The 19,216-nt window shown below is 70.9% G+C and carries 10 protein-coding genes and 2 rRNA genes (1 of these 12 cut by a window edge); 8 read left to right on the forward strand and 4 right to left on the reverse strand.

The genetic code is table 11. The annotated features are described in order from the left end of the window. Together CLT74_RS23290 and rrf are read left to right on the forward strand one after the other, a co-directional pair. Positions 1 to 1,436, forward strand: a 23S ribosomal RNA gene (locus tag CLT74_RS23290) (it extends 1,673 nt beyond the left edge of the window). A 101-nt stretch (positions 1,437 to 1,537) separates the two neighbouring features. Continuing rightward, a 5S ribosomal RNA gene (gene rrf, locus CLT74_RS23295) occupies positions 1,538 to 1,654 on the forward strand. Positions 1,655 to 2,159: 505 nt separating this feature from the next. Here the strand turns inward: rrf and CLT74_RS23300 are convergent. Next, a complete protein-coding gene (locus tag CLT74_RS23300) occupies positions 2,160 to 3,974 on the reverse strand; it encodes a VanW family protein (protein WP_099848833.1) in 1,815 nt (604 codons plus the stop codon). A gap of 131 nt (positions 3,975 to 4,105) precedes the next feature. Beyond that, positions 4,106 to 5,410: a polysaccharide biosynthesis protein gene (locus CLT74_RS23305; RefSeq protein WP_099848835.1), complete on the reverse strand. Its 1,305-nt coding sequence runs from the start codon at positions 5,408 to 5,410 to the stop codon at positions 4,106 to 4,108. A gap of 171 nt (positions 5,411 to 5,581) precedes the next feature. On the opposite strand from CLT74_RS23305, the gene CLT74_RS23310 reads away from it, so the two are divergent. Continuing rightward, complete coding sequence (locus tag CLT74_RS23310; protein ID WP_099848836.1) at positions 5,582 to 6,337, forward strand: FkbM family methyltransferase; 756 nt, start codon at positions 5,582 to 5,584, stop codon at positions 6,335 to 6,337. A gap of 140 nt (positions 6,338 to 6,477) precedes the next feature. Here the strand turns inward: CLT74_RS23310 and CLT74_RS23315 are convergent, their stop codons facing one another. After that, positions 6,478 to 8,874 (reverse strand): hypothetical protein, encoded by a 2,397-nt coding sequence (locus CLT74_RS23315; protein WP_099848838.1) that lies wholly within the window; start codon positions 8,872 to 8,874, stop codon positions 6,478 to 6,480. A gap of 208 nt (positions 8,875 to 9,082) precedes the next feature. Here CLT74_RS23315 and CLT74_RS23320 point away from each other — a divergent pair, with 208 nt between their 5' ends. Continuing rightward, positions 9,083 to 10,801: an MmpA family trehalose lipid delivery protein gene (locus CLT74_RS23320; RefSeq protein WP_099848840.1), complete on the forward strand. Its 1,719-nt coding sequence runs from the start codon at positions 9,083 to 9,085 to the stop codon at positions 10,799 to 10,801. Next, the gene (locus tag CLT74_RS30535) at positions 10,798 to 10,959 is read left to right on the forward strand and encodes a hypothetical protein (protein WP_013736401.1); all 162 of its coding nucleotides are present in this window, start codon (positions 10,798 to 10,800) and stop codon (positions 10,957 to 10,959) included. Before CLT74_RS23320 ends, CLT74_RS30535 begins: the two co-directional genes overlap by 4 nt. Positions 10,960 to 11,058: 99 nt before the next feature. Here the strand turns inward: CLT74_RS30535 and CLT74_RS23325 are convergent, their stop codons facing one another. Continuing rightward, entirely contained in the window at positions 11,059 to 12,213 is a 1,155-nt protein-coding gene (locus CLT74_RS23325) for a glycosyltransferase family 4 protein (RefSeq protein WP_099848842.1), read from the reverse strand. 259 nt (positions 12,214 to 12,472) lie between these two features. Here CLT74_RS23325 and CLT74_RS23330 point away from each other — a divergent pair, with 259 nt between their 5' ends. From CLT74_RS23330 to CLT74_RS23340, 3 genes are read left to right on the forward strand one after another with little or no spacing between them, the layout of a single operon-like run. Then, on the forward strand, positions 12,473 to 14,140 hold the full coding sequence (locus tag CLT74_RS23330; protein ID WP_099848844.1) for a substrate-binding domain-containing protein: 1,668 nt from the start codon (positions 12,473 to 12,475) through the stop codon (positions 14,138 to 14,140). Then, on the forward strand, positions 14,137 to 18,396 hold the full coding sequence (locus CLT74_RS23335; protein WP_099852712.1) for an alpha-(1->3)-arabinofuranosyltransferase: 4,260 nt from the start codon (positions 14,137 to 14,139) through the stop codon (positions 18,394 to 18,396). The genes CLT74_RS23330 and CLT74_RS23335 overlap by 4 nt, the downstream gene beginning before the upstream one ends. After that, the gene (locus tag CLT74_RS23340; RefSeq protein ID WP_099848846.1) at positions 18,393 to 19,214 is read left to right on the forward strand and encodes a class I SAM-dependent methyltransferase; all 822 of its coding nucleotides are present in this window, start codon (positions 18,393 to 18,395) and stop codon (positions 19,212 to 19,214) included. Before CLT74_RS23335 ends, CLT74_RS23340 begins: the two co-directional genes overlap by 4 nt. Positions 19,215 to 19,216 lie beyond the last annotated feature (2 nt).

Below are 19,216 nucleotides of genomic sequence, written 5' to 3' on the forward strand. Positions count from 1 at the left end.
CCGGGGTAAGCGTGTAGGCCGCGCCATAGGCAAATCCGTGGTGCACAGGGCTGAGACGTGATGCCGAGCCGATTCAGGTGAAGTCAGTGATCCTATGCTGCCGAGAAAAGCCTCTAGCGAGTTCTGAGCGGCCCGTACCCCAAACCGACACAGGTGGTCAGGTAGAGAATACCGAGGCGATCGGGCGAACTGTGGTTAAGGAACTCGGCAAATTGCCCCCGTAACTTAGGGAGAAGGGGGGCCGGAGACGTGAAGCCCCGCGCGGGTGGAGCGTTGTATGGCCGCAGAGAGCAGGGGGAAGCGACTGTTTACTAAAAACACAGGTCCATGCGAAGAAGTAATTCGATGTATATGGACTGACGCCTGCCCGGTGCTGGAACGTTAAGGGGACCTGTTAGCTCTTCGGGGCGAAGCGGAGAACTTAAGCGCCAGTAAACGGCGGTGGTAACTATAACCATCCTAAGGTAGCGAAATTCCTTGTCGGGTAAGTTCCGACCTGCACGAATGGCGTAACGACTTCCCCACTGTCTCAACCACAGGCCCGGCGAAATTGCAGTACGAGTAAAGATGCTCGTTACGCGCGGCAGGACGGAAAGACCCCGGGACCTTTACTATAGCTTGACATTGGTATTTGATTCGGCTTGTGTAGGATAGGTGGGAGCCGGTGAAGTCCATACGCCAGTATGGGTGGAGGCAATCTTGAAATACCACTCTGGTTGATTCGGGTATCTAACTTCGGACCGTTATCCGGTTCAGGGACAGTGTCTGGTGGGTAGTTTAACTGGGGCGGTTGCCTCCTAAAGGGTAACGGAGGCGCCCAAAGGTTCCCTCAGCCTGGTTGGCAATCAGGTGTTGAGTGCAAGTACACAAGGGAGCTTGACTGTGAGACTGACGGGTCGAGCAGGGACGAAAGTCGGGACTAGTGATCCGGCACTTGCGTGTGGAAGCGGTGTCGCTCAACGGATAAAAGGTACCCCGGGGATAACAGGCTGATCTTCCCCAAGAGTCCATATCGACGGGATGGTTTGGCACCTCGATGTCGGCTCGTCGCATCCTGGGGCTGTAGCAGGTCCCAAGGGTTGGGCTGTTCGCCCATTAAAGCGGTACGCGAGCTGGGTTTAGAACGTCGTGAGACAGTTCGGTCCCTATCCGCCGTGCGCGTAGGATACTTGAGAAGGGCTGTCCCTAGTACGAGAGGACCGGGACGGACGAACCTCTGGTGTGCCAGTTGTCCCGCCAGGGGCACGGCTGGTTAGCTACGTTCGGAAGGGATAACCGCTGAAAGCATCTAAGCGGGAAGCCTGCTTCAAGATGAGGTATCCCACCACTTTCGGGTGGGTAAGGCCCCCAGCTAGACGACTGGGTTGATAGGCCGGAAATGTAAGCCCGGTAACGGGTTCAGTTGACCGGTACTAATAGGCCGAGGACTTGACTACAAAGATTGTCGCTCGCGTCCACTGTGTAACTCACAACAAACAAACAACACACCCGACACATGGTGGTTTGGTGTTGGTGTTGTTTGACATGTTGATAAGGTTACGGCGGTCATGGCGGAGGGGAAACGCCCGGTCTCATTCCGAACCCGGAAGCTAAGCCCTCCAGCGCCGATGGTACTGCACCCGGGAGGGTGTGGGAGAGTAGGACACCGCCGGACATTCTTCCGTTTAGGGCCACCCCGCAAAGGGGTGGCCCTAAACGCATTTCAGGGCCACCGGGCGGCCCTGAAATCGTTTCCACGCACCGGACCGCCCCGGCCCCTGGAGACACGGCAGCGTCCACTCGATGATGCCCCCGAATCGGGGCACGCTGGTCTCTGTAACGGTGAACAGCCCCGACTTTCGGTTTGTCGCGGTCGCCTGGGCGCGGGATCACCTGAGATGCGGCATCCCGGGACCCGCCACGGCCCGCACCACGGTCCGGGACCCGCCCCACGGCTTGGGGCCTGCGCCATGCCTGGGATCTGTGAGGGCGCCGAGGGAACGGGTTCGGTGCGGGCCTTCTGGTTGTGTCTCAGGGCGTGGATGTCGCGGCAGCAGGCAGGTAGGACCCCGGGACCAGGGAAGCGGGCAACAGCGCAGCGGGCTGCGGGGGTACCTGAGGAAACGGCCCCGCCGGCGTGAGGCTGGCGGGGCCGTGACGGAGGTGGTGCCCGGCGGGCGTCAGGCGGGTTTCTTGGCGCAGATGAAGCGTGGCTCCGCGCTGTAGGTCCAGCTGAACTTCTCCCGCTTGACGACCTTGCCGTCCTTCTTGATGACCCGGAACGCGTCCTGGGTGAAGCCCTGACTGCCGTTTGCCGGAATGCAGGTCGGCCCGGGTTCGAGGTAGACGGTCTTCGGTGAGGTGATGTTCCGCCGGGGACCGTACTCGGTCTTCACGCTGTCCCAGATCTTCGTGCTCCACATCGACACCGTCACCGAACTGCCGGTGTAGGAGGTGTCGATCAGGACGCCGTAGTCGGTGTTGTTGCGGAACTTGAAGTCGAGGTTCGGCCAGAAGATGGTCGACTCGATGACCGCCGGGTACCGGCTGAAGTAGTACGAGTGCGGCTTGTGCTCGACGTCCTCCAGGCCGGCGTAGTACGAGGCGTTGAAGAGGGTCGTGGTGAACTGCGAGGTGCCACCGCCGACCCCCGGCACCAGCTTGCCGTCGAGAATCACCGGCGCGTCACGGTAGCCCTGTGCGTAGCCGCGTTCGCCGGTGTGACCGTTGAGCGAGAACGTCTCGCCGGGCAGGACCACTGTCCCCTTCACGTCGTTGGCGATGGTCACGATGTTCTGGCTGCGTGGCGAGGAGAGCCCGCCGGTGAAGTTGGTGGTGAAGGAGGAGACCTTTTCCTTGATACCCAGGTCACGGAGCTTCGCCGCGGTGAGCTTCGGCTCGACCGGCTTCAGCTCGGCGGAGATCGTCCGGTCCTCGCCGCGTGGCAGGACGGTGAGCAGGTCGGTACCGAGGTTGCTGGTGTCGACCTGCTTGCCGGCCCGCCCGTCGACCACCTTCGGCTTACCGCCGGAGATGGTCATCGTCGCGTCCTTCGGCGCCACCTCAACCGTGGCGAGCTTGTCTCCGAGAGCGGAGCGCAGCTTCTTGACGTCCACGCTGGGCGTGAGCTTTCCGGACTTGTCGGCCTTGAAACGGAGGCCCTTCGCGATGGCGGTCGGCGGAATGGTGACCGAACCGCGCTCGGTGGTCAGTTTGACGGGTGCCGCCACGGCCGGTTCGGCCAGCTCGGCGACCAACCTGTCGACTTCCTCGGCCGTGGTGGCCGGGTGGTTCTCCACCAGCGGGACGGTCACCGGTTGCCCGCTCAACCAACCCTGCTTGACGGCCTCGGCGGAGTGCTCCGGGTCGATGGTGAGGGCGGGCTTCGGGTAGCGCACCTTCGGCTTGGTGCCGGAGAAGGTGATCGCCGGCATGGTCATCTTCCGGCCCTGGTCGCCCACGAGCTTCGTCAGCGCGGCCTCCAACTTCGGCACGTCGACCGAGACCACCGGCTCGACCTCCCGCGAGCCGACCAGGCGGTCCACGGCGTGGGCGTTTGTTGCCGCAGCGGCTGCCACGGTGGCGTCCACGTCGACGGTTAGCCCGACCTCGGCGGGATTGATCTCTGCTGTCCGCTCGCCGACGCGTACCTGGATGGGGGCCTGAAGTTCGGCCGCGCGCCGGTCCAGATGCTGCCGCAGTTCCCGCGCCGCGTCCGTCCGGCTGCGTCCGCCGAGCTCGGTGCCGAGCACGCTGGTGCCGCGGGGCACATCACCCGCGTACGCCCAGACCGTTACCGCACCTACCGAACCGAGTACCGCGGTGGCCACGCCGGAAGCGAGCAGCAGTCGGAACCGGCGGGACCGGGATCGGCCACCGTCCGGCGGGGCGGGGGCCGGACGCACCGGCTCCTCGATCGGCCAACTGACCGCCGTCACCTGCACCGTGGGCCGTTCATCGGCCGGCGGTGGACGTTCTTCGCCGTACAGCGTCACAACTACCTCTTAGCGACATACCGCATGCGGAACCGGGGATCCCCACTCCGGGAGAGAACAACGGTAGCCAACCAGACCCCCGACGGGGAGCCCGAGCCGGTCCGGATCGCCGGTTGCGTCCGTTCGGCGTGTCACGCCTCCGGAATTGTCACTCCTGGTGACGGCCGGGTGCTCCGCGTGTCAGCGTCGTGGCGACCGAACACCAGCCAGGCCATCACCACGGCAGCCAGGGCGGCGGCGGTCAACGAGCAGACAAGCACTCCGGTCACCGTGCGTGGTGCGAGCAATGTGGCTCCGGCCGCCAACCCGGCCGTCGCCAACCACAGCGGGGCGGCTGGCCAGCGGGCGCCGGTCGCCACCCGGTCGTTCACCAGCATGAACACCACTGCGTAGAGCGCGCCGACAGCCGCGAACATCGGAGCCGTCCCGGCCAGGTGCAGATAATCGGCGCCGCCGACGAGCCGGAAGGCCAGCTCGCCGCCGATCGCCGAGCTGACCACCAGGACCGCCCCGCAGGCCAGGATCAGCGCCAGCGCCACCAGTCGGGCACGCCTGTCGCCCTGGGCCAACCGGGGCAGCACCAGCAGCGTGACGACCTGAGGAGCCCAGAGCGCACCCTTGGTGAGCACCGCGCCGACGGCGTAGGCCCCGGAAGCGGCGGCCGGTAGGAGTTGGCGGGCGAGGATCAGGTCGGCGTACGAGATGGTGAGCATCGCCAGCGTCGCCCCGCACGCTGTCATCACCTGCCTCGCCCCCAGTGCGGTACCGCTGATCGGGCCAGCGGACGCCTCGACCGGTTCGACGGCGGGCGGCTGGGACCTGGCCGGGTCGGTGGGTCGGAGGTACGCCGGTGGGCTGGCGAGACGGGCCAGCAGCGGTAGGGCGAGCAGGCCGGTCACGGTGGCCAGCAGCAGGCACAGCTCCGGTCGCTGGCCGAGCAGCAGCCCGACGACCAGCCCGCCGTAGCGGCCCACGGCGACCACGATCATCGCCGCGGCGAGGCGCAGGAACCGCTGGTCCCCCTGGAGCTCGCCGAGCCACCGGCCGCTGAGCACGGTGGCGAACGTGGTCGCCGCGAGCAGCAGCGTCAGCGCCAGTGGCAGCCGCAGGGCGACAGTCAGCGCGGGCGCCGCCGCGAGGGTGACCCCGGCCGTGACGGCTGCGGTCCGCAACCCGAGGCGGGCGGTGCCAGAGGTGCCACTCCGGGCCCGGTGGGCGGCCACCGCGATCTGCAGACCGAAGCCGGGTACCGCCGCGATCGCGGCCAACGCGAGCACCGTCGCCAGCGCGCCCAGCTCGGCGGCGCTGAGCCGGCGTGCACCGAGCATCGGGACGACGTACGCCAGTGCGTTCGTCACCACGGTGGCGACGGTGACCGCGGCGCCTGCCGCGCCGAGCCGCACCCGCGCGTCGTCCCTGCTCGTGGTCTGGGCCATGCCACTCCGCGTCGTGTCGGTCGTCCGTGCGGACGACCCGGCGTCTTCGGGCCGCGATCCGGTCGGGACAGCGACCCGACCGGAAGACGGTACCGGCAGCTCGACAGTCCCGACAGCCCCGCACCGGTGGCCCCTGCCCAGCGGGCCCGGAAACGTCTAGTGTGCTGCCCCATGGCGTCGACGAAGCTGGCCCCCGCCGCGACCTCCGGACTGGCGGCGCTGCTGCCCGCCCGACTGCTGGCGGGAGCGATCCGCCGCGCGTACCCACGGGTGGAGCCGGAACTGGCCCGGCTCACCGATTTCGTTCCGGCCGGCGGCACCGCTGTCGACGTGGGCGCCTGGTACGGGCCGTGGACGGCGCGACTGCTCCGCCGGGCCGACCGGGTGGTTGCGGTGGAGCCGACCACGGCGCTGGCCGGGCAGCTCCGAGCGGCCTTCCCGCAGGTCGAGGTGGTCGAGGCGGCCGTCTCCGACCACGAGGGCACGGCCACCCTCTACCTGCCGGAGGGTGGGGCGATCGTCGGCACCTCCTCCCTGGAGGACGCGGCGCAGGGGCCTGCGGTCTCCGTCCGCCGGATCACGCTGGACTCGCTCGACCTGACCGATGTGCGTTTCATCAAGCTCGACATCGAGGGTCACGAGCTGCCGGCCCTGCGTGGTGCGGAGCGGACCGTGCGGCGGGACCGGCCGGTGCTGCTGATCGAGGTCGAGGAGCGGATCCAGCCGGTGGAGCCGCTGCTGGACCTGCTGACCGGCTGGGGCTATCGCGGGTACGTGCTGCCGGATCGGACGTGGGTGCCGTTGGCCGACTTCGACCTCGGTGGGCATCAACGTGCGGCGATCGCCCGGGTGGGTCAGGGCTTCGCCCGCCGGGTCGTGTGGCCCCACCCCCGGTACGTCAACTCGGTGCTGTTCCGGCCCGAGTGACCGGGCTGTTCGGGCCCGGGTGACCGGGCTGTTCGGGCCCGGGTGACCGGGCTGTTCGGGCCCGGGTGACCGGGCTGTTCGGGCCCGGGTGATTGGCGGGCGGCGGGACGCGGCTCGCCCCGCCGCCGACCGGCTCGGGTCTACTCGGGCTTGGGCGCCGGGTTGCCGATCGCGATCTCGTTGGTGCAGAGCGACACGTCGCTTCCGGCCACCGTCAGTTCGACCGCGTCCCCGCCGCCGACGATGCGGAAGAAGCGCTGGTTGAGGCCCTTCTTGACGGGGAACTCGGCGGTGCCGGTGCCGAACCGCAGGGTGGCCGTGCCGTCCGCCGAGCTGAGGTAGCCGATGCGAGCCACCCAGTGCCAGTTGTCCCGGGGCTCGTTGAGCGGCATCCGTACCGTCTGCCCGCTGGCGACCAGGTAGCCGCAGCCTTCCTGCGGTCCCGGCTGGATCGTGCTGCCGACGATCGTGGCCACCTGGATCCGGCCGAGGGAGTCCAGCACCGAGACGTGGTCGGCCTCGTCCACGTACGTGGGGCGGGCGCCGAAGGCGCGGAAGAAGCGGGACTGCAGGTTGTACGGCCAGGACAGATCCGGCACCACGTTGCCTGGGACCGGAGCGTCGAAGAACACCGTGTCGGGCGGCGCGCTGGCCATCTCGATCCGAACGGTGTCGATGTACGACCGGCTCGACTTGACTGCCCACTCGTCGCTGTACCGGGACGTGGTCCACACCGTGCCCAGGCAGACGGCGACGAGCAGCAGGGCGAGCATCACGTTCACCGCCTCCCGGTAGCGCTCGGGCAGTGGCCCGAGCAGCCCGGGAGGAGGAGGCCCGAGCGGGTCGGAAGGGGTGGCGGCCGGCGGTCGCCGGTCCGGCCCGGTCGGCCGATTGTCGGCGTCGCGTGGCGGTGGGCCGACGGTCGAGGCGTCACCGGCATCCGGAGGGCTGCCGGGGTGCGGCTCGACGACCGGGTCAGGGGTGCGGACGGCCTCGGCGTCCGGCCCGGAGTCGGCGACCGACGCCGTCGGCGGGGTCACATCCGGCGCGGTCGTCGAAGCCGGGTCCGGCTCGGGGTCGACTGGGGCTTCGGCGTGGATGACGCCGAGCCGGGCCACCACCGGCCGAGTCGGCCCGGTCCGGACCGACTCGGCCAGCACCGGTGCGGTCGCGCCGGTCGACGGTGCGGTCGGGCCTTCCGATGGTGCGGTCGGGCCGGCCTGGGGCGCTGTGGCGCTCGGCGCGGCCACCGCCTGCGGGATGCTGCTGACCGGGGCCTGGCCGTCTCTCGGTTCCGGGAGGGCCACGGGTGCCGCTCGCGGCGTGTCGACGGTGGGTGGCTCGGTCGCGCCGGGGACCCGGGACGGCCGGGCCAGCCCGACCACGGCGACACCGAGGCAGATGGCGGCCACCACGACGACGTCACTTACGTAACGGGGAACGCCGCCAGCGACCCCACTGAAGGTCGAACCGAGCCGGGTCGCGGCAAGCATCGCGGCCACCAGCACCAGGTACGACCCGAGCAGCAGCCAGGCGCGTCCGGCGCGGCGGCGACGGCGTACGGTCGCCACGACCAGGGCTACGAAGATCGTCCAGGCCACCCAGGTGCCGAGTTCCGGTGGTGCCGCGACGGGGGCGCCGTCGCCTGCGCCCAGCCACTGCCATGGCCCGCCCACCAGGCCCGGCACCACGGTGGACCCGAGCATCTGGGTGAGGAAGGAGAACACCTCACCGGCCGACGCCGGCTGTCGCAGGGAGGACTCCGAGTTGCCCAGGTAGGCGGCGAGGAAGCCGAGCGACAGGACGGTCAGCAGCAACCAGGACGGCCACCAGCGGCGGATCGTGGTCCAGATGGTGCGGAAGAAGCCGCCTTCGGCGTAGAGGGCGGCGGTGAGCAGGAAGACCAGCGCCACGACCAGAATCGCCTTCTCGAAGAAGACGAGACCGAGCAGTACGGAGAGGGCCAGCGTGACCAGGTGCCGTCTGCGTCGGGTCTGCACATAGCTGACCTGCGCGCCCACCGCGAGCACCATGGCGATCTGCATGGGCAGCATGTTGACCCCGACCGCCCACCAGGTGGTGGCCTCCAGGGTCAGTGGGCTGAACATCAGCGCGCCGAGCGGCAGGAGCAGCAGCCAGGACGGTTGCAGCAGTCGACGCAGCAGCCGGAAGAAGGTGATGCCGAGGATCGCCTGGCCGATCGCCATCAGCAGCACGTACGGCCAGTAGGCCATGCCGACGTGTTCGGTGACCAGCCAGGTGAGCAGCCGACCACCGGGCATGAGGTGGTTGTTGTAGAGGGCGAGCAGGTGTTCGACGGTCAGGTTCGACTCCGCCGCCTGGGTGATCATCACGTAGTCGTCGGCCGCCAGGAAGCCGCCGGAGGCCACCTGGGCCCGCCACAGCACGCTGAGCGCGACGATGGTGAGCGCGGCCGTCCGGATCCGGTCACCGCCCAGCCCGCCGCCGACGCGATCCGGCGCCGCCGTGCGGTCCGTGCCTGTCGACGAACCCTGATCAACCTGAACCGAGCGCACCGCGTCCGACCCCGCGGCCCGGTCGACCGTAAGGGGAGGTTGAGAAGGGTTCGATGCCATGGCGGGAAGACTGCCACACCAGCTGTCGCCCATCCCATCAGGTCAACGGATGGTTCGGTGGTGACAGGGGAGGGTCGCCGCCGGCCGCGTACAGTGGCCGCCACCAGCGCGGTCGGTCGCCGCGCACCGGCAGTGGTGAGGTCGACGGATGCGGGAACGGCTGGTGCCGCACGCGGTGGCCGCCGCCGTGACGGCGGTGGTGCTCGCGCCGCTGGCCCTTCCCGGGTACGTGCTGCGCTACGACATGGTCTTCGTGCCCAGGTCGGCGTTGAGCTGGGAGATGATCGCCCCGGCCACGGCCCTGCCCCGGGCGGTTCCGCAGGACGCCGTGGTGGCGCTGGCCAACCAGTTGTTCCCCGGATGGCTGCTGCAACGGTTGGTGCTGGTGGCGATCCTCTACCTGGCCGCGTTGGGTGCCGCGCGGCTGGTGCCGACCGGGCGGGTGGGGGTGCGGGTGGTGGCCGCGCTCGGGTACGCGTGGACGCCGTACCTGGCCGAGCGGTTGCTGATCGGGCAGTGGGGGCTGCTTGTCGCGTACGCCGCGTTGCCCTGGCTGGTGCGGGCCGCGATCGGGGTGCGTGGCGCCGAGCGGGGTGCGCTGCGCCGGCTGTTGCTGGCGGCGGCGGCGTCCGCGATCACCCCGACCGGCGGGTTGCTCGCCCTGGTCGTGGTCACCGTGCTGCTGGTCGGCCGGTACCCGGGGGCGGCCCGGACGGCGCTGACCGGGGTGGGTACGACTGTGCTGTTGAACGCGCCGTGGTTGGTGGCCGGGTTCGTGAGCGTGGGGACCGGCCGGTCCGACCCGGCCGGAGTGGCGGTCTTCGCCGCCCGAGCGGAGAACTGGGCGGGCCCCCTGGTGGCGCTCGCCGGCACCGGCGGTATCTGGAACGGGCAGGCCACCCCGGCCTCCCGGAGCGGATGGCTGATACCACTGGCGACGCTGCTGGTGCTGGCGGTCGCCGGGTGCGGCGTGCCGGTGCTGTGGCGCCGCTGGTCGGGGCCGGTGGCCGGTCGGCTCGGGCTGCTCGCGGTCGCCTCGTGGTTCGGTGCCGCGTTGGGGGTGCTGCCCGGTGGGGCGAGCCTGCTGGGCTGGTTGGTCGCCGCGGTGCCCGGTGCCGGGCTGCTCCGCGACGGGCAGAAGCTGCTGGTGCCGTACGTGCTGCTGCTGGTGATCGCCGGGGCGGTTGGAGCGGAGCGACTGGCCGGACACCTGGCGGCCCGGTTCGACCTGGCCACCGGGCGGGTGCTGCTGGCCGGGGCGGCGTTGCTGCCGTTGGCGGTGATGCCCGACCTCGCCATCGGCGGGGTGGGACGACTGCGGCCGGTGGCGTGGCCGGCGGACTGGGCGATTGTCGCGCGGCTTGTCGACGAGCGGCCCGGCGAGGTGGTGTCGCTGCCGTTCCAGGAGTATCAAAGCTACGCGTGGAACGGTGGCCGGGTCGTGATCGACCCGGCGCCCCGTTACCTCGGCGTCCCGGTTCTGATCGACGACACGCTGCGGGTGGACGGCACCGCTGTCGCCGGGGAGGATCCTCGCGCGGCCCGGCTGCGTGAGCTGCTCGCGGCCGGCGAGCCGGTGGCGGCGGCCGGGCCCCGCTGGGTGCTTGTGCAGCGCGCCGCCGGCCCGTCGCCGGATCCGGCGACGCTGGCCGGACTGCGCCCGGTGTACGCCGGTGACGAGTTGTCGTTGTACGAGAATCCGGCCTGGCGGGCTGCCCCCGAGCCGAGCCGTCCCGGCCCGGTGGGTCTGGCGCACCTGTTGGCCGGAACGGTGGTGCTGGTTCTCGGTTTTTCGGGCACTGCGCGATGGTGCTACCGCGTGGTAGCGTCCCGGCACGCGAGTCCCGCGGAAGGAGAAGGTGGATGAGGAACCTGCCCGCGTTCGTCGCCGTCGGGGTACTCGGTGTCGTGCTCGGCATGCTCGGCAGCGTCGGTCTGGCGAACGTGCTCAGCCCGTCCGCCAAGGAGGCCGCCAACTCCAAGGTGAGTGAGCAGACCGAGGCCCCGCTGTACGGCACGCGCTGACCTCGAACGGCGGAAAGGCGCTCGCAGCACGCGGGCGCCTTTCGTCGTGTCAAGAACCGACGGCGGGAGCGCCGCCGATCAGCCGGCTGGATCCGTCGGTCAGCGGTCGGTCGCCTCGGTGACCAGTTGGGCGAACCGGGCACCTGTCGCCGCCCAGGTGTAGCGGGCCGCGTGGGCCAGCGCCGCCTCGCCCATCGCCTTGCGTCGGACGTCGTCGGCGAGCAGTTCCCGGACGACCGCCGTGAACTCCTGCTCGTCGTCGACGAGCAGGCCGGTCTCCGTGTCGACCATCGCCTCGGCGACCCCACCCGCGTACCTGAAGGCCACGTTCGGGGTGCTGCGGGCGGCGGCCTCCACGATGGTCAGACCCCAGCCCTCCTTGAGCGACGGGGTGAGGGCGAGCCAGGCGGAGCTGAGCAGGGCGTGCTTCTCCTCCTCGCTGACGAAGCCGGTGAACCGTACCCGGTCGGTGATTCCGAGGGCGGCGCAGCGTTCGCGCAGCGGCTCCTCCCACCAGCCCTGTCCGGCGACCACCAGCTCCAGATCGGGCAGTTCGTCGGCCAGTTCGGCGACGGTACGCAGGGCGATCTCGACCCGTTTGTGCGGAACCAGGCGACCCAGCACCAGCAGCGACGGATTGTCGGTACGGGGCAGTGTCGGGCCGGTCACCGGCGGGGTGCCGTTGGGCACCACGTCGATCCGTTCGGCGTCGACGCCGAGGGTCGCCAGTTCGGCGCGACTGGCCTCGGAGACGGTGACGTAGCGGCACCGCCGGTAGAGCCGTACCGCGAGCCAGGATTCGATCCACCAGCCCAGCCGGCACATCCACGGCCCGAACACCACAGGCCACTGCTCCCGGTGTACGTGGTGTACCAGTGCGATCACCGGCCGCCCGGCGTAGAGCGGAGCGAAGAACGGCACCCCGTTGCAGACGTCGACGATCAGGTCCGGCCGGCCGAGACCTCGGCGGCTGAGCGCGCCGAACCCGAACCGGCCGGCGAGGCAGATCAGCGCCGCCCGGAGGTACACGGTCATCCGGGAGCCGCGACGCAGCACGCGTACGCCGGACTCGGTGGTGCCGGCCGGCCCGGCGTTGCCGTGGGCGGCACAGAGCAGAGTCACCTGGTGACCGAAGGTGACAAGTTCGGCGGCGATCCGCTCGATGTAGACCTCGGAGCCGCCGCCCTCGGGGTTTGTGGTGTCTCGCCAGTTGAGGAACAGGACGTGGCGGGAGGGGGTGCCGGAGTTGTCCACGCTGCTCCTACCGGTGAGTAAGTGAGCACGATCGCGCCACCCTAGGGCGGTGCGGCCCGGCTGCGCAATGGGCAGATCCGGCGGCGACGATCCGGTAACGGGTCGTGGACGGGGGGTTTGCCGAGGAGCGGAAACCTTGGCAGGGTGTGCAGCGCAACCGCGTGCGATGCCCGGTGTCTGCTTACCGATCTCGTCGCGGCAGGTGTTGTGACCTGCGGTGGGAGATCGCCCGCAGGCGTGACGAGGAGGTGAGGCGGCGGTGGTTGCCGACCGTCCCGCGCCGACGCGCGCCCTCGCCCGCCGCTCACCGGTGGTGCTGCTCAGTGCCGCCCTGGTGCTGCTGCTGGCCGGCTGGGCGGCGGTCGCGTACATCCGGGCCGACCGGGGCACCCCGACCTGCGTCGAACAGGTCCGACTCCGAGTGGTGGCCGCTCCGGTGATCGCACCGGCGTTGGACCGGGTGGCCCGGGCCAACGCCGGAAGCCAGCCGTGCGTCTCCGTCGAGGTGCGGGCCCGACCGTCGGTGGCGGTCGCCCGGGAACTCGCCGACGGCGGCGACGTCGGCGACGCGTGGCTGCCGGAGTCGACGTTCTGGCTGCGCCGGGCTCGTGCCGCCGGCGCGTTCGAGGTGCCCGGACAGGGCACGTCGGTGGCGAGCACCCCGGTGGTGCTGGCCGTCAACGAGCGCGTCGCGCGTCGATCCGGTTGGCCGGACAAGCCGCTGAACTGGGCTTCGCTCCTGGGCACCCGCGCGAGAACCGTCCAGGTCGGGCTGCCCGATCCGGCGGCCGACCCGGCCGGGGTCGGTGCCCTGCTCGGCGCCCGGGCACTTGCCGACGACAACCGGGACTCGGCCGCGACAGTGGCGGCGACGTTGCGTCGTCTCGCCGAGCGGACCTTCAGCCCGGCCGGGGAAGCCAGCTCGTTGACCCCGAACCGGGACCTGCCCGGCCGGGCCAGCGTGGTGGCGGCCAGCGAACAGGCGGTGCTGGAACACAACGCGTTGGCGGCCACCGGCAAGCTGGTCGCCGCGTACCCGGAGGTCGACGTGCCCTGGCTCGACCTGCCGTACGTGGTGCTGCCCGGCGCGCAGGACCGGGCCCGTGACGCCGGTGGCGCCTTCCTCGACAAGCTGCTGACCGGCGAGGCCCGGGAGGTGTTCGCCAGCTACGGGTTCCGGACCTCGGCCGGTTTCCCGCCGGCCATGCCGGCGGACGATCGACTGCGGGCCGAGGAGCGCCAGCCGGTGCCGCTGCCCGCCGAGGAGAGGGTCAGCGACGTGTTGACCGGGTGGAGCGGCGTGCAGCGCAGCGCCCGGATCCTCACCCTGCTGGACATCTCCGGCTCGATGGCCGCGCCGGTGCCGGCCGGTGGCACCCGCCTCGACGCCACGGTGCGGGCCGCCCGGGAGGGCGCGGCGCTGCTGCTGGACAACAGCGAACTCGGCATCTGGGTCTTCTCCACCAAGGTCGACGGCGACCGGGACCACCGCGAGATCCTGCCGGTGCGCCCGCTGGGCAGCCAGCGCAAACAGCTGACCGAGGCCCTGGCTGAGGTCCGGGTCAAGCCGCAGGGCGGCACCGGGCTGTACGACAGCACGCTTGCCGCGTACCGCGACGCGCGCCGCAACTGGACTCCCGGCCGGATCAACCTGGTGCTCGTGATGACCGACGGGCGAAACGAGGACGAGGACACCGTCGGGCGGGCCGACTTCCTGGCCGAACTCAAGCGGTTGCAGGAGCCACGCCGCCCGTTGCCGATCATCTTCATCGGTCTCGGCGCGGACATCGACCCGGAGGAGCTGAAGGCCATCACGAAGGTCACCGGCGGGCGGGTCTTCGTCACCGAGCAGCCGGGCGGGATGCGGCGCATCTTCTTCTCAGCGCTTGCCGACCTGAGCTGCCTGCCACCGGAGTGCCGCCGATGAGGAAGCTGCCGGCGCGGCTGCGCCGCTCACCCGGCACTGTGCTGTCGCTGTTGCTGCTCACCGCGATCGCCTTCGGCCAGCGGCCCGGCCAGGTCACCTTCGACACCAAACTCGACCTGGCCGCGAACCCGATCCATTTCATGGCCCGGGCGCTGCACCTGTGGAACCCGGAAGCCACCTCGGGCGAGTTGCAGAACCAGGCGTACGGCTACCTGTTCCCGATGGGGCCGTTCTTCGCCGCCGGGCAGTGGCTGGCGGTGCCGCCGTGGATCACCCAGCGGCTCTGGACGGCACTGCTGCTGGCCGCCGCCTTCTACGGGCTGCTGCGGCTGGCCCGGGCGCTGGACATCGGCACCGAACCGACGCGGTACGCGGCGGCACTCGGCTACGCGCTGGCCCCGCGCATCCTCACCGAGGTCGGTGCGCTCTCCTCGGAGACGCTTGCCGCCTCGATGCTGCCCTGGGTGCTGCTGCCACTGGTGACCGTACGCCGGATCGGGTCCCCACGCCGGGCCGCCGCGCTCTCCGCCCTGGCCGTGCTCGGCATGGGCGGAATCAATGCGGCGGTGGTGCTGATGGCGCTGCTGCTGCCCGGCGTCTGGCTGCTCACCCGCCGGTGGGACGCGCAGCACCTGCGCCTGGTCGGCTGGTGGTGTGTCTGCGTCATCGGGGTCTGCCTGTGGTGGATCGTGCCGCTGCTGCTGCTCGGCCAGTACAGCCTGCCCTTCCTCGACTACATCGAGTCGTCCACCACGACCACCGCGGTGGCCTCCCTGTTCCAGGCGGTACGCGGCACCAACCAGTGGGTCGCGTACATCGTGCAGGGCGAGCCGTGGTGGCCGGCGGGCTGGCTGCTGATCGACCACCCGGCGTTGATGGCGCTCACCGCTCTGGTGGCGTTGATCGGGCTGGCCGGGCTGGCCGGCAACCTGCTGCCCCAGCGGCGTTTCCTGGTGGCCGGCTTCCTCACCGGGCTGACCCTGCTCACCATCGGCTACGTCGGAGCTGTGGACAGCCCGGTCTCCGGGCTGGTCCGCGATCTGCTGGACGGCCCGTTGGCGCCGTTCCGCAACGTGCACAAGCTCGATCCGGTGCTGCGGCTGCCATTGATGCTCGGCTTCGCGCACGGCGTTGACGCGGTGGCCACCCGGATGCACAACGCCGTGGCCCGCCGCCGGCCCGGTATCCGGCTGCGTCCGCTGGTCTTCGTACCGGTGCTGCTGCTCGTGCTGGGGGCTGCCGCACCGGCTTGGCTGGGCCTGTTGCGTCCCGGCCCGGGCTGGTCCGACCTGCCGCCGCACTGGCGATCGGCGGCGACCTGGCTGGCCGACCGTGACGCGCTGGCCCGCACTCTGATGGTGCCCGGCTCCGGCTTCGGGCAGTACGACTGGGGACGCACCGTCGACGAGCCGTTGCAGGCGCTGGCCGGAGCGCCGTGGGCGGTCCGCCACCAGGTACCGCTGGGTTCGGCGGGCAACACCCGGATGATGGACACCGTCGAGGAGGTGCTGGCCAGCGGCCGGGGCTCGGCCGGCCTGGCCGACCTGCTCGCCCGCTCCGGTTTCCGGCACCTGCTGTTGCGTAACGACATCGACCGGACGCAGGTCGACGCGCCGCCGGTGACGGTGCTGCGGCGGGCACTTGCCGACTCGCCAGGCATCGCGCGGGTGGCCACCTTCGGCACCACCGAGGCGCTGTCCCGGACACTCGGCAGCCCGGTGGACGACGGCGCGGGTTCCCCGCCGGCAATCGAGGTGTACGAGGTGCAGCGGCCGGTGCCGGCCGCCTCGGCGGTGCTGACCGCCGACGTGCCGACGGTAAGCGGTGGACCGGAGTCGCTGCTTCCCCTGCTGGAACAGGGGGTGGTGGAACGGGACCGACCGGTGGTGCTCGCCGGGGACCGGGACGACTCCCCGGCCGACGCCGTCGGCGATCGGTGGATCGTCACGGACGGTCTGCGTCGCCGGGAGCGCGACATCGGCCGGGTGCGGGACAACCTCTCCCAGACGTTGACCGCGAACGAGGCGGGACGACAGGGCCGCGTCGCCCTCGACGTGCTGCCCTTCGCCGGCGAACAACACCAGACGACCGCGACCTACCAGGGCATCCGTGCGGTGACGGCGTCCTCGGCCGCGAGCTTCGTGGACAGTCTCGGCCCGGCCGACCCCTCGCACCAGCCGTTCGCCGCCGTCGACGGGGAGTACGGCACCGCCTGGCACTCGGCACCCCTGGCCGGACCGGTCGGGCAGTGGCTTCAACTGGATCTGGACACCCCACGCCAGGTCGACAGCGTACGACTCGCGTTCGTCAGCGATCTGGCCGTGGGCTGGCCGGTGGCCCGGTTCCGACTCACCACCGATCGGGGTTCGGTGGACCACGACGTGGCCGCCACGCTCGGCGGGCACTCCTACTACACGTTGCCGGGCCCCACCAGCCGGATCCGGGTGACAGTGCTGGCGGTAGCCGGCGGTCGCCTCGACGGTGGCGTCGGCATCCAGGATCTGTCCGTTCCCGACAGTGAGCCGCGGCGCGCGCTGCGGGCCCCGACGGATCTGCCGGACGGGCTGTCAACGCCTGTCAGTTGGGCGTTCAGCCGTGGACCGGCGGACCGGCCGGCGTGCTACCCGGCACAGCGGACCGCCACCGACCCGCTGCCCGGTGGTGGCTCCGGCGGGGCGTCCGGTCGGCCGGAGGGCACGGTGATCAGGTGCGACCGTTTCCTGGCCCGGGTCGGTGAGGAACCGCTGGGCCTGGACCGGCTGTTCCGCAATCCGGCGGCCGGCACCTATCGGCTGGAGCTGTCGGCGCTGGCGCGTCCGGGCGGTGAGCTGACGTTCTCCGGCACGGAGGTGACTGTGACGTCGTCGTCACGGCTCAGCGGCGACCCGGCCGTGGCCGCGTACGCGGCGATCGACGGTGACCCGGAGACGGCCTGGTTGGCCGGTACCGAGGATCTGCGGCCCACCCTCAAGCTGCGCTGGTCCGGCGAGCGTCGCGTCGACAGGTTGCGCCTGCGGGGCAGCCAGTTGCCGATCGGCTCGCTCCCCCGGGAGGTGGAGATTCACACACCGGATCGCGAGGTACGGGTGCCGGTCGAGGCCGACGGGACCGTCCGCTTCCCGGCGGTGCGTACCGACCGGATCGAGATCGTGGTGCGGGAGACCGAGCACCGGTTGGCCGATCTGCGGGGCAACGGCTGGCCCGCCACGGCGGGCATCGCGGAGGTGGAGATCCCGGCGCTGGCGAGTCTGCTGAAGCCGATCGACGCCGACTCCCGGGTGGTGGAGCGCTGCGGTGACGGGCCGACAGTCGAGCTTGACGGTTTCCGGTACGACACCTCGGTCACCGCCAGCCTGGCCGACGTGCTGGCCGGCCGGCCGGTGCCGGTCCGGGTCTGCGGCGAGGACGGTGCGGTGCTGGACCTGCCGGCGGGCGGGCATCGGCTGGCCACCTCGCCGTCGGAGGGTTTCGTCGTACAGGACGCGACCCTGCGGCCGGACGGCGACGCGAACCTGGCGCCCCGGCATCGGGAGGTGACGGTGCTCGACTGGGCGGCAACCGACCGGACGGTGCGGGTCGCCGCCGGTGAGCAGGCGTTGCTCGTGGTGCCGGAGAACGCAAACGCCGGCTGGACGGCCACTCTCGACGGAGCGACGCTCACCCGTTCCCGGGTGGACGGATGGCAGCAGGCGTGGGTGCTGCCGGCCGGCTCCGGCGGTGAGGTCCGGCTCGTCTTCGCCCCGGACCGGGCGTACCGGGGCGGGCTGGCGGCCGGCGCGGTGGCCGTGGTCGGCGTGGTGATCCTGGCCGTCTGGCCGGTGCGCCGCCGGACAGCCACCGGCGGGGACGAAGCGGACGCCCCGCCGGCGGAGGCGTCCGGCTGGGCGATCGGTGCGCTGCTGGTGGTCCTGCTCGCCGCGTTGGGCGGGGTGCTCCCGGTGGCCATCGTGCTGGCGGCGATGCTGCTGCGGCAGCTGGCGGTGCGTGCCCTGCCGGTGGTGGTGCTCGGCGGGCTGACAGTGGCCACCGTGACCGCCGTGGCCGGTCGGTTGCAGGGCCACGGACAGGACTGGGCGTACCGGTCGTGGGTGCAGGCGGCGATGCTCGTCGCGATCGGCGCGGTGGTCGCCGCGGTTGTTCCGGTCCCCGGTGTACGCCCCGGGCCGATCATCGCGCATGATGTGACGCCGGGCACGTCCGGTGAGCCGCCGGACGCGGCTGTGGGCAGGGACGAGGACGGGGCGGTGACGCGGTGACGGCAGCGGACGACCGTACGCGGCGTGCGGAGCGACGCCGCTTCGCCTCGCTGACCCGGTCGGTGGCCCTGTTCCGGGCGTTTCTCGTGGAGCAGACCGACCCCGACCGCTTCTACGGTCTGCTGGCCGCCGACTCGGTCCGTCAGGTCTCCGGCTACACCGGGTTGGCCGGCCGTACGGTGCTCGACGTGGGCGGCGGTCCGGGGTACTTCGCGGCCGCCTTCCGAGCGGCCGGCGCCCGCTACATCGGGCTGGATCCGGACGTCGGGGACTTCTCCGCGGCCGGTGAGTCGGTGTCGGGCATGCTGCGGGGCAGCGGCACGGCACTACCGGTCCGCAGCGACAGCGTGGACGTGGCGTTCTCGTCGAACGTCGTCGAACACGTCGCCGAACCACCCCTGATGCTCGACGAGATGGTGCGGGTGACCCGGCCCGGCGGGCTGATCTTCGTCTCGTACACCCCGTGGCTGTCGCCCTGGGGTGGCCACGAGACGGCGCCCTGGCACTACCTTGGCGGCAACCGGGCCCGCCGTCGCTACGAACGACGGATGGGACGGCCGCCGAAGAACCGCTACCGCGAGACGCTCTTCCCGGTCTCGATCTCCGACACGCTGCGCTGGGCGCGTGGCAACCGTGACGTCGAGGTGCTGGACGCGTTGCCGCGCTATCACCCGTGGTGGGCGCGCTGGGTGATCCGGGTGCCGGGCATCCGGGAGGTGGCGGCGTGGAACTTCGTGCTCGTACTGCGTCGGACCGGGGAGCGGCAGCCCGGTGCGGTGGAGAAATCAGAGCTGACCGGGGGTCGCGTGGCTATGTGACT

It is taken from the genome of Verrucosispora sp. CNZ293 (genome assembly GCF_002754655.1).

Excerpts from the sequence above, each read along its gene's own strand:
- CLT74_RS23305 (WP_099848835.1), bottom strand. The coding sequence starts at position 5,410 with ATGGCCCAGACCACGAGCAGGGACGACGCGCGGGTGCGGCTCGGCGCG.
- CLT74_RS23310 (WP_099848836.1), top strand. The coding sequence starts at position 5,582 with ATGGCGTCGACGAAGCTGGCCCCCGCCGCGACCTCCGGACTGGCGGCG.
- CLT74_RS23320 (WP_099848840.1), top strand. The coding sequence starts at position 9,083 with ATGCGGGAACGGCTGGTGCCGCACGCGGTGGCCGCCGCCGTGACGGCG.
- CLT74_RS30535 (WP_013736401.1), top strand. The coding sequence starts at position 10,798 with ATGAGGAACCTGCCCGCGTTCGTCGCCGTCGGGGTACTCGGTGTCGTG.
- CLT74_RS23335 (WP_099852712.1), top strand. The coding sequence starts at position 14,137 with ATGAGGAAGCTGCCGGCGCGGCTGCGCCGCTCACCCGGCACTGTGCTG.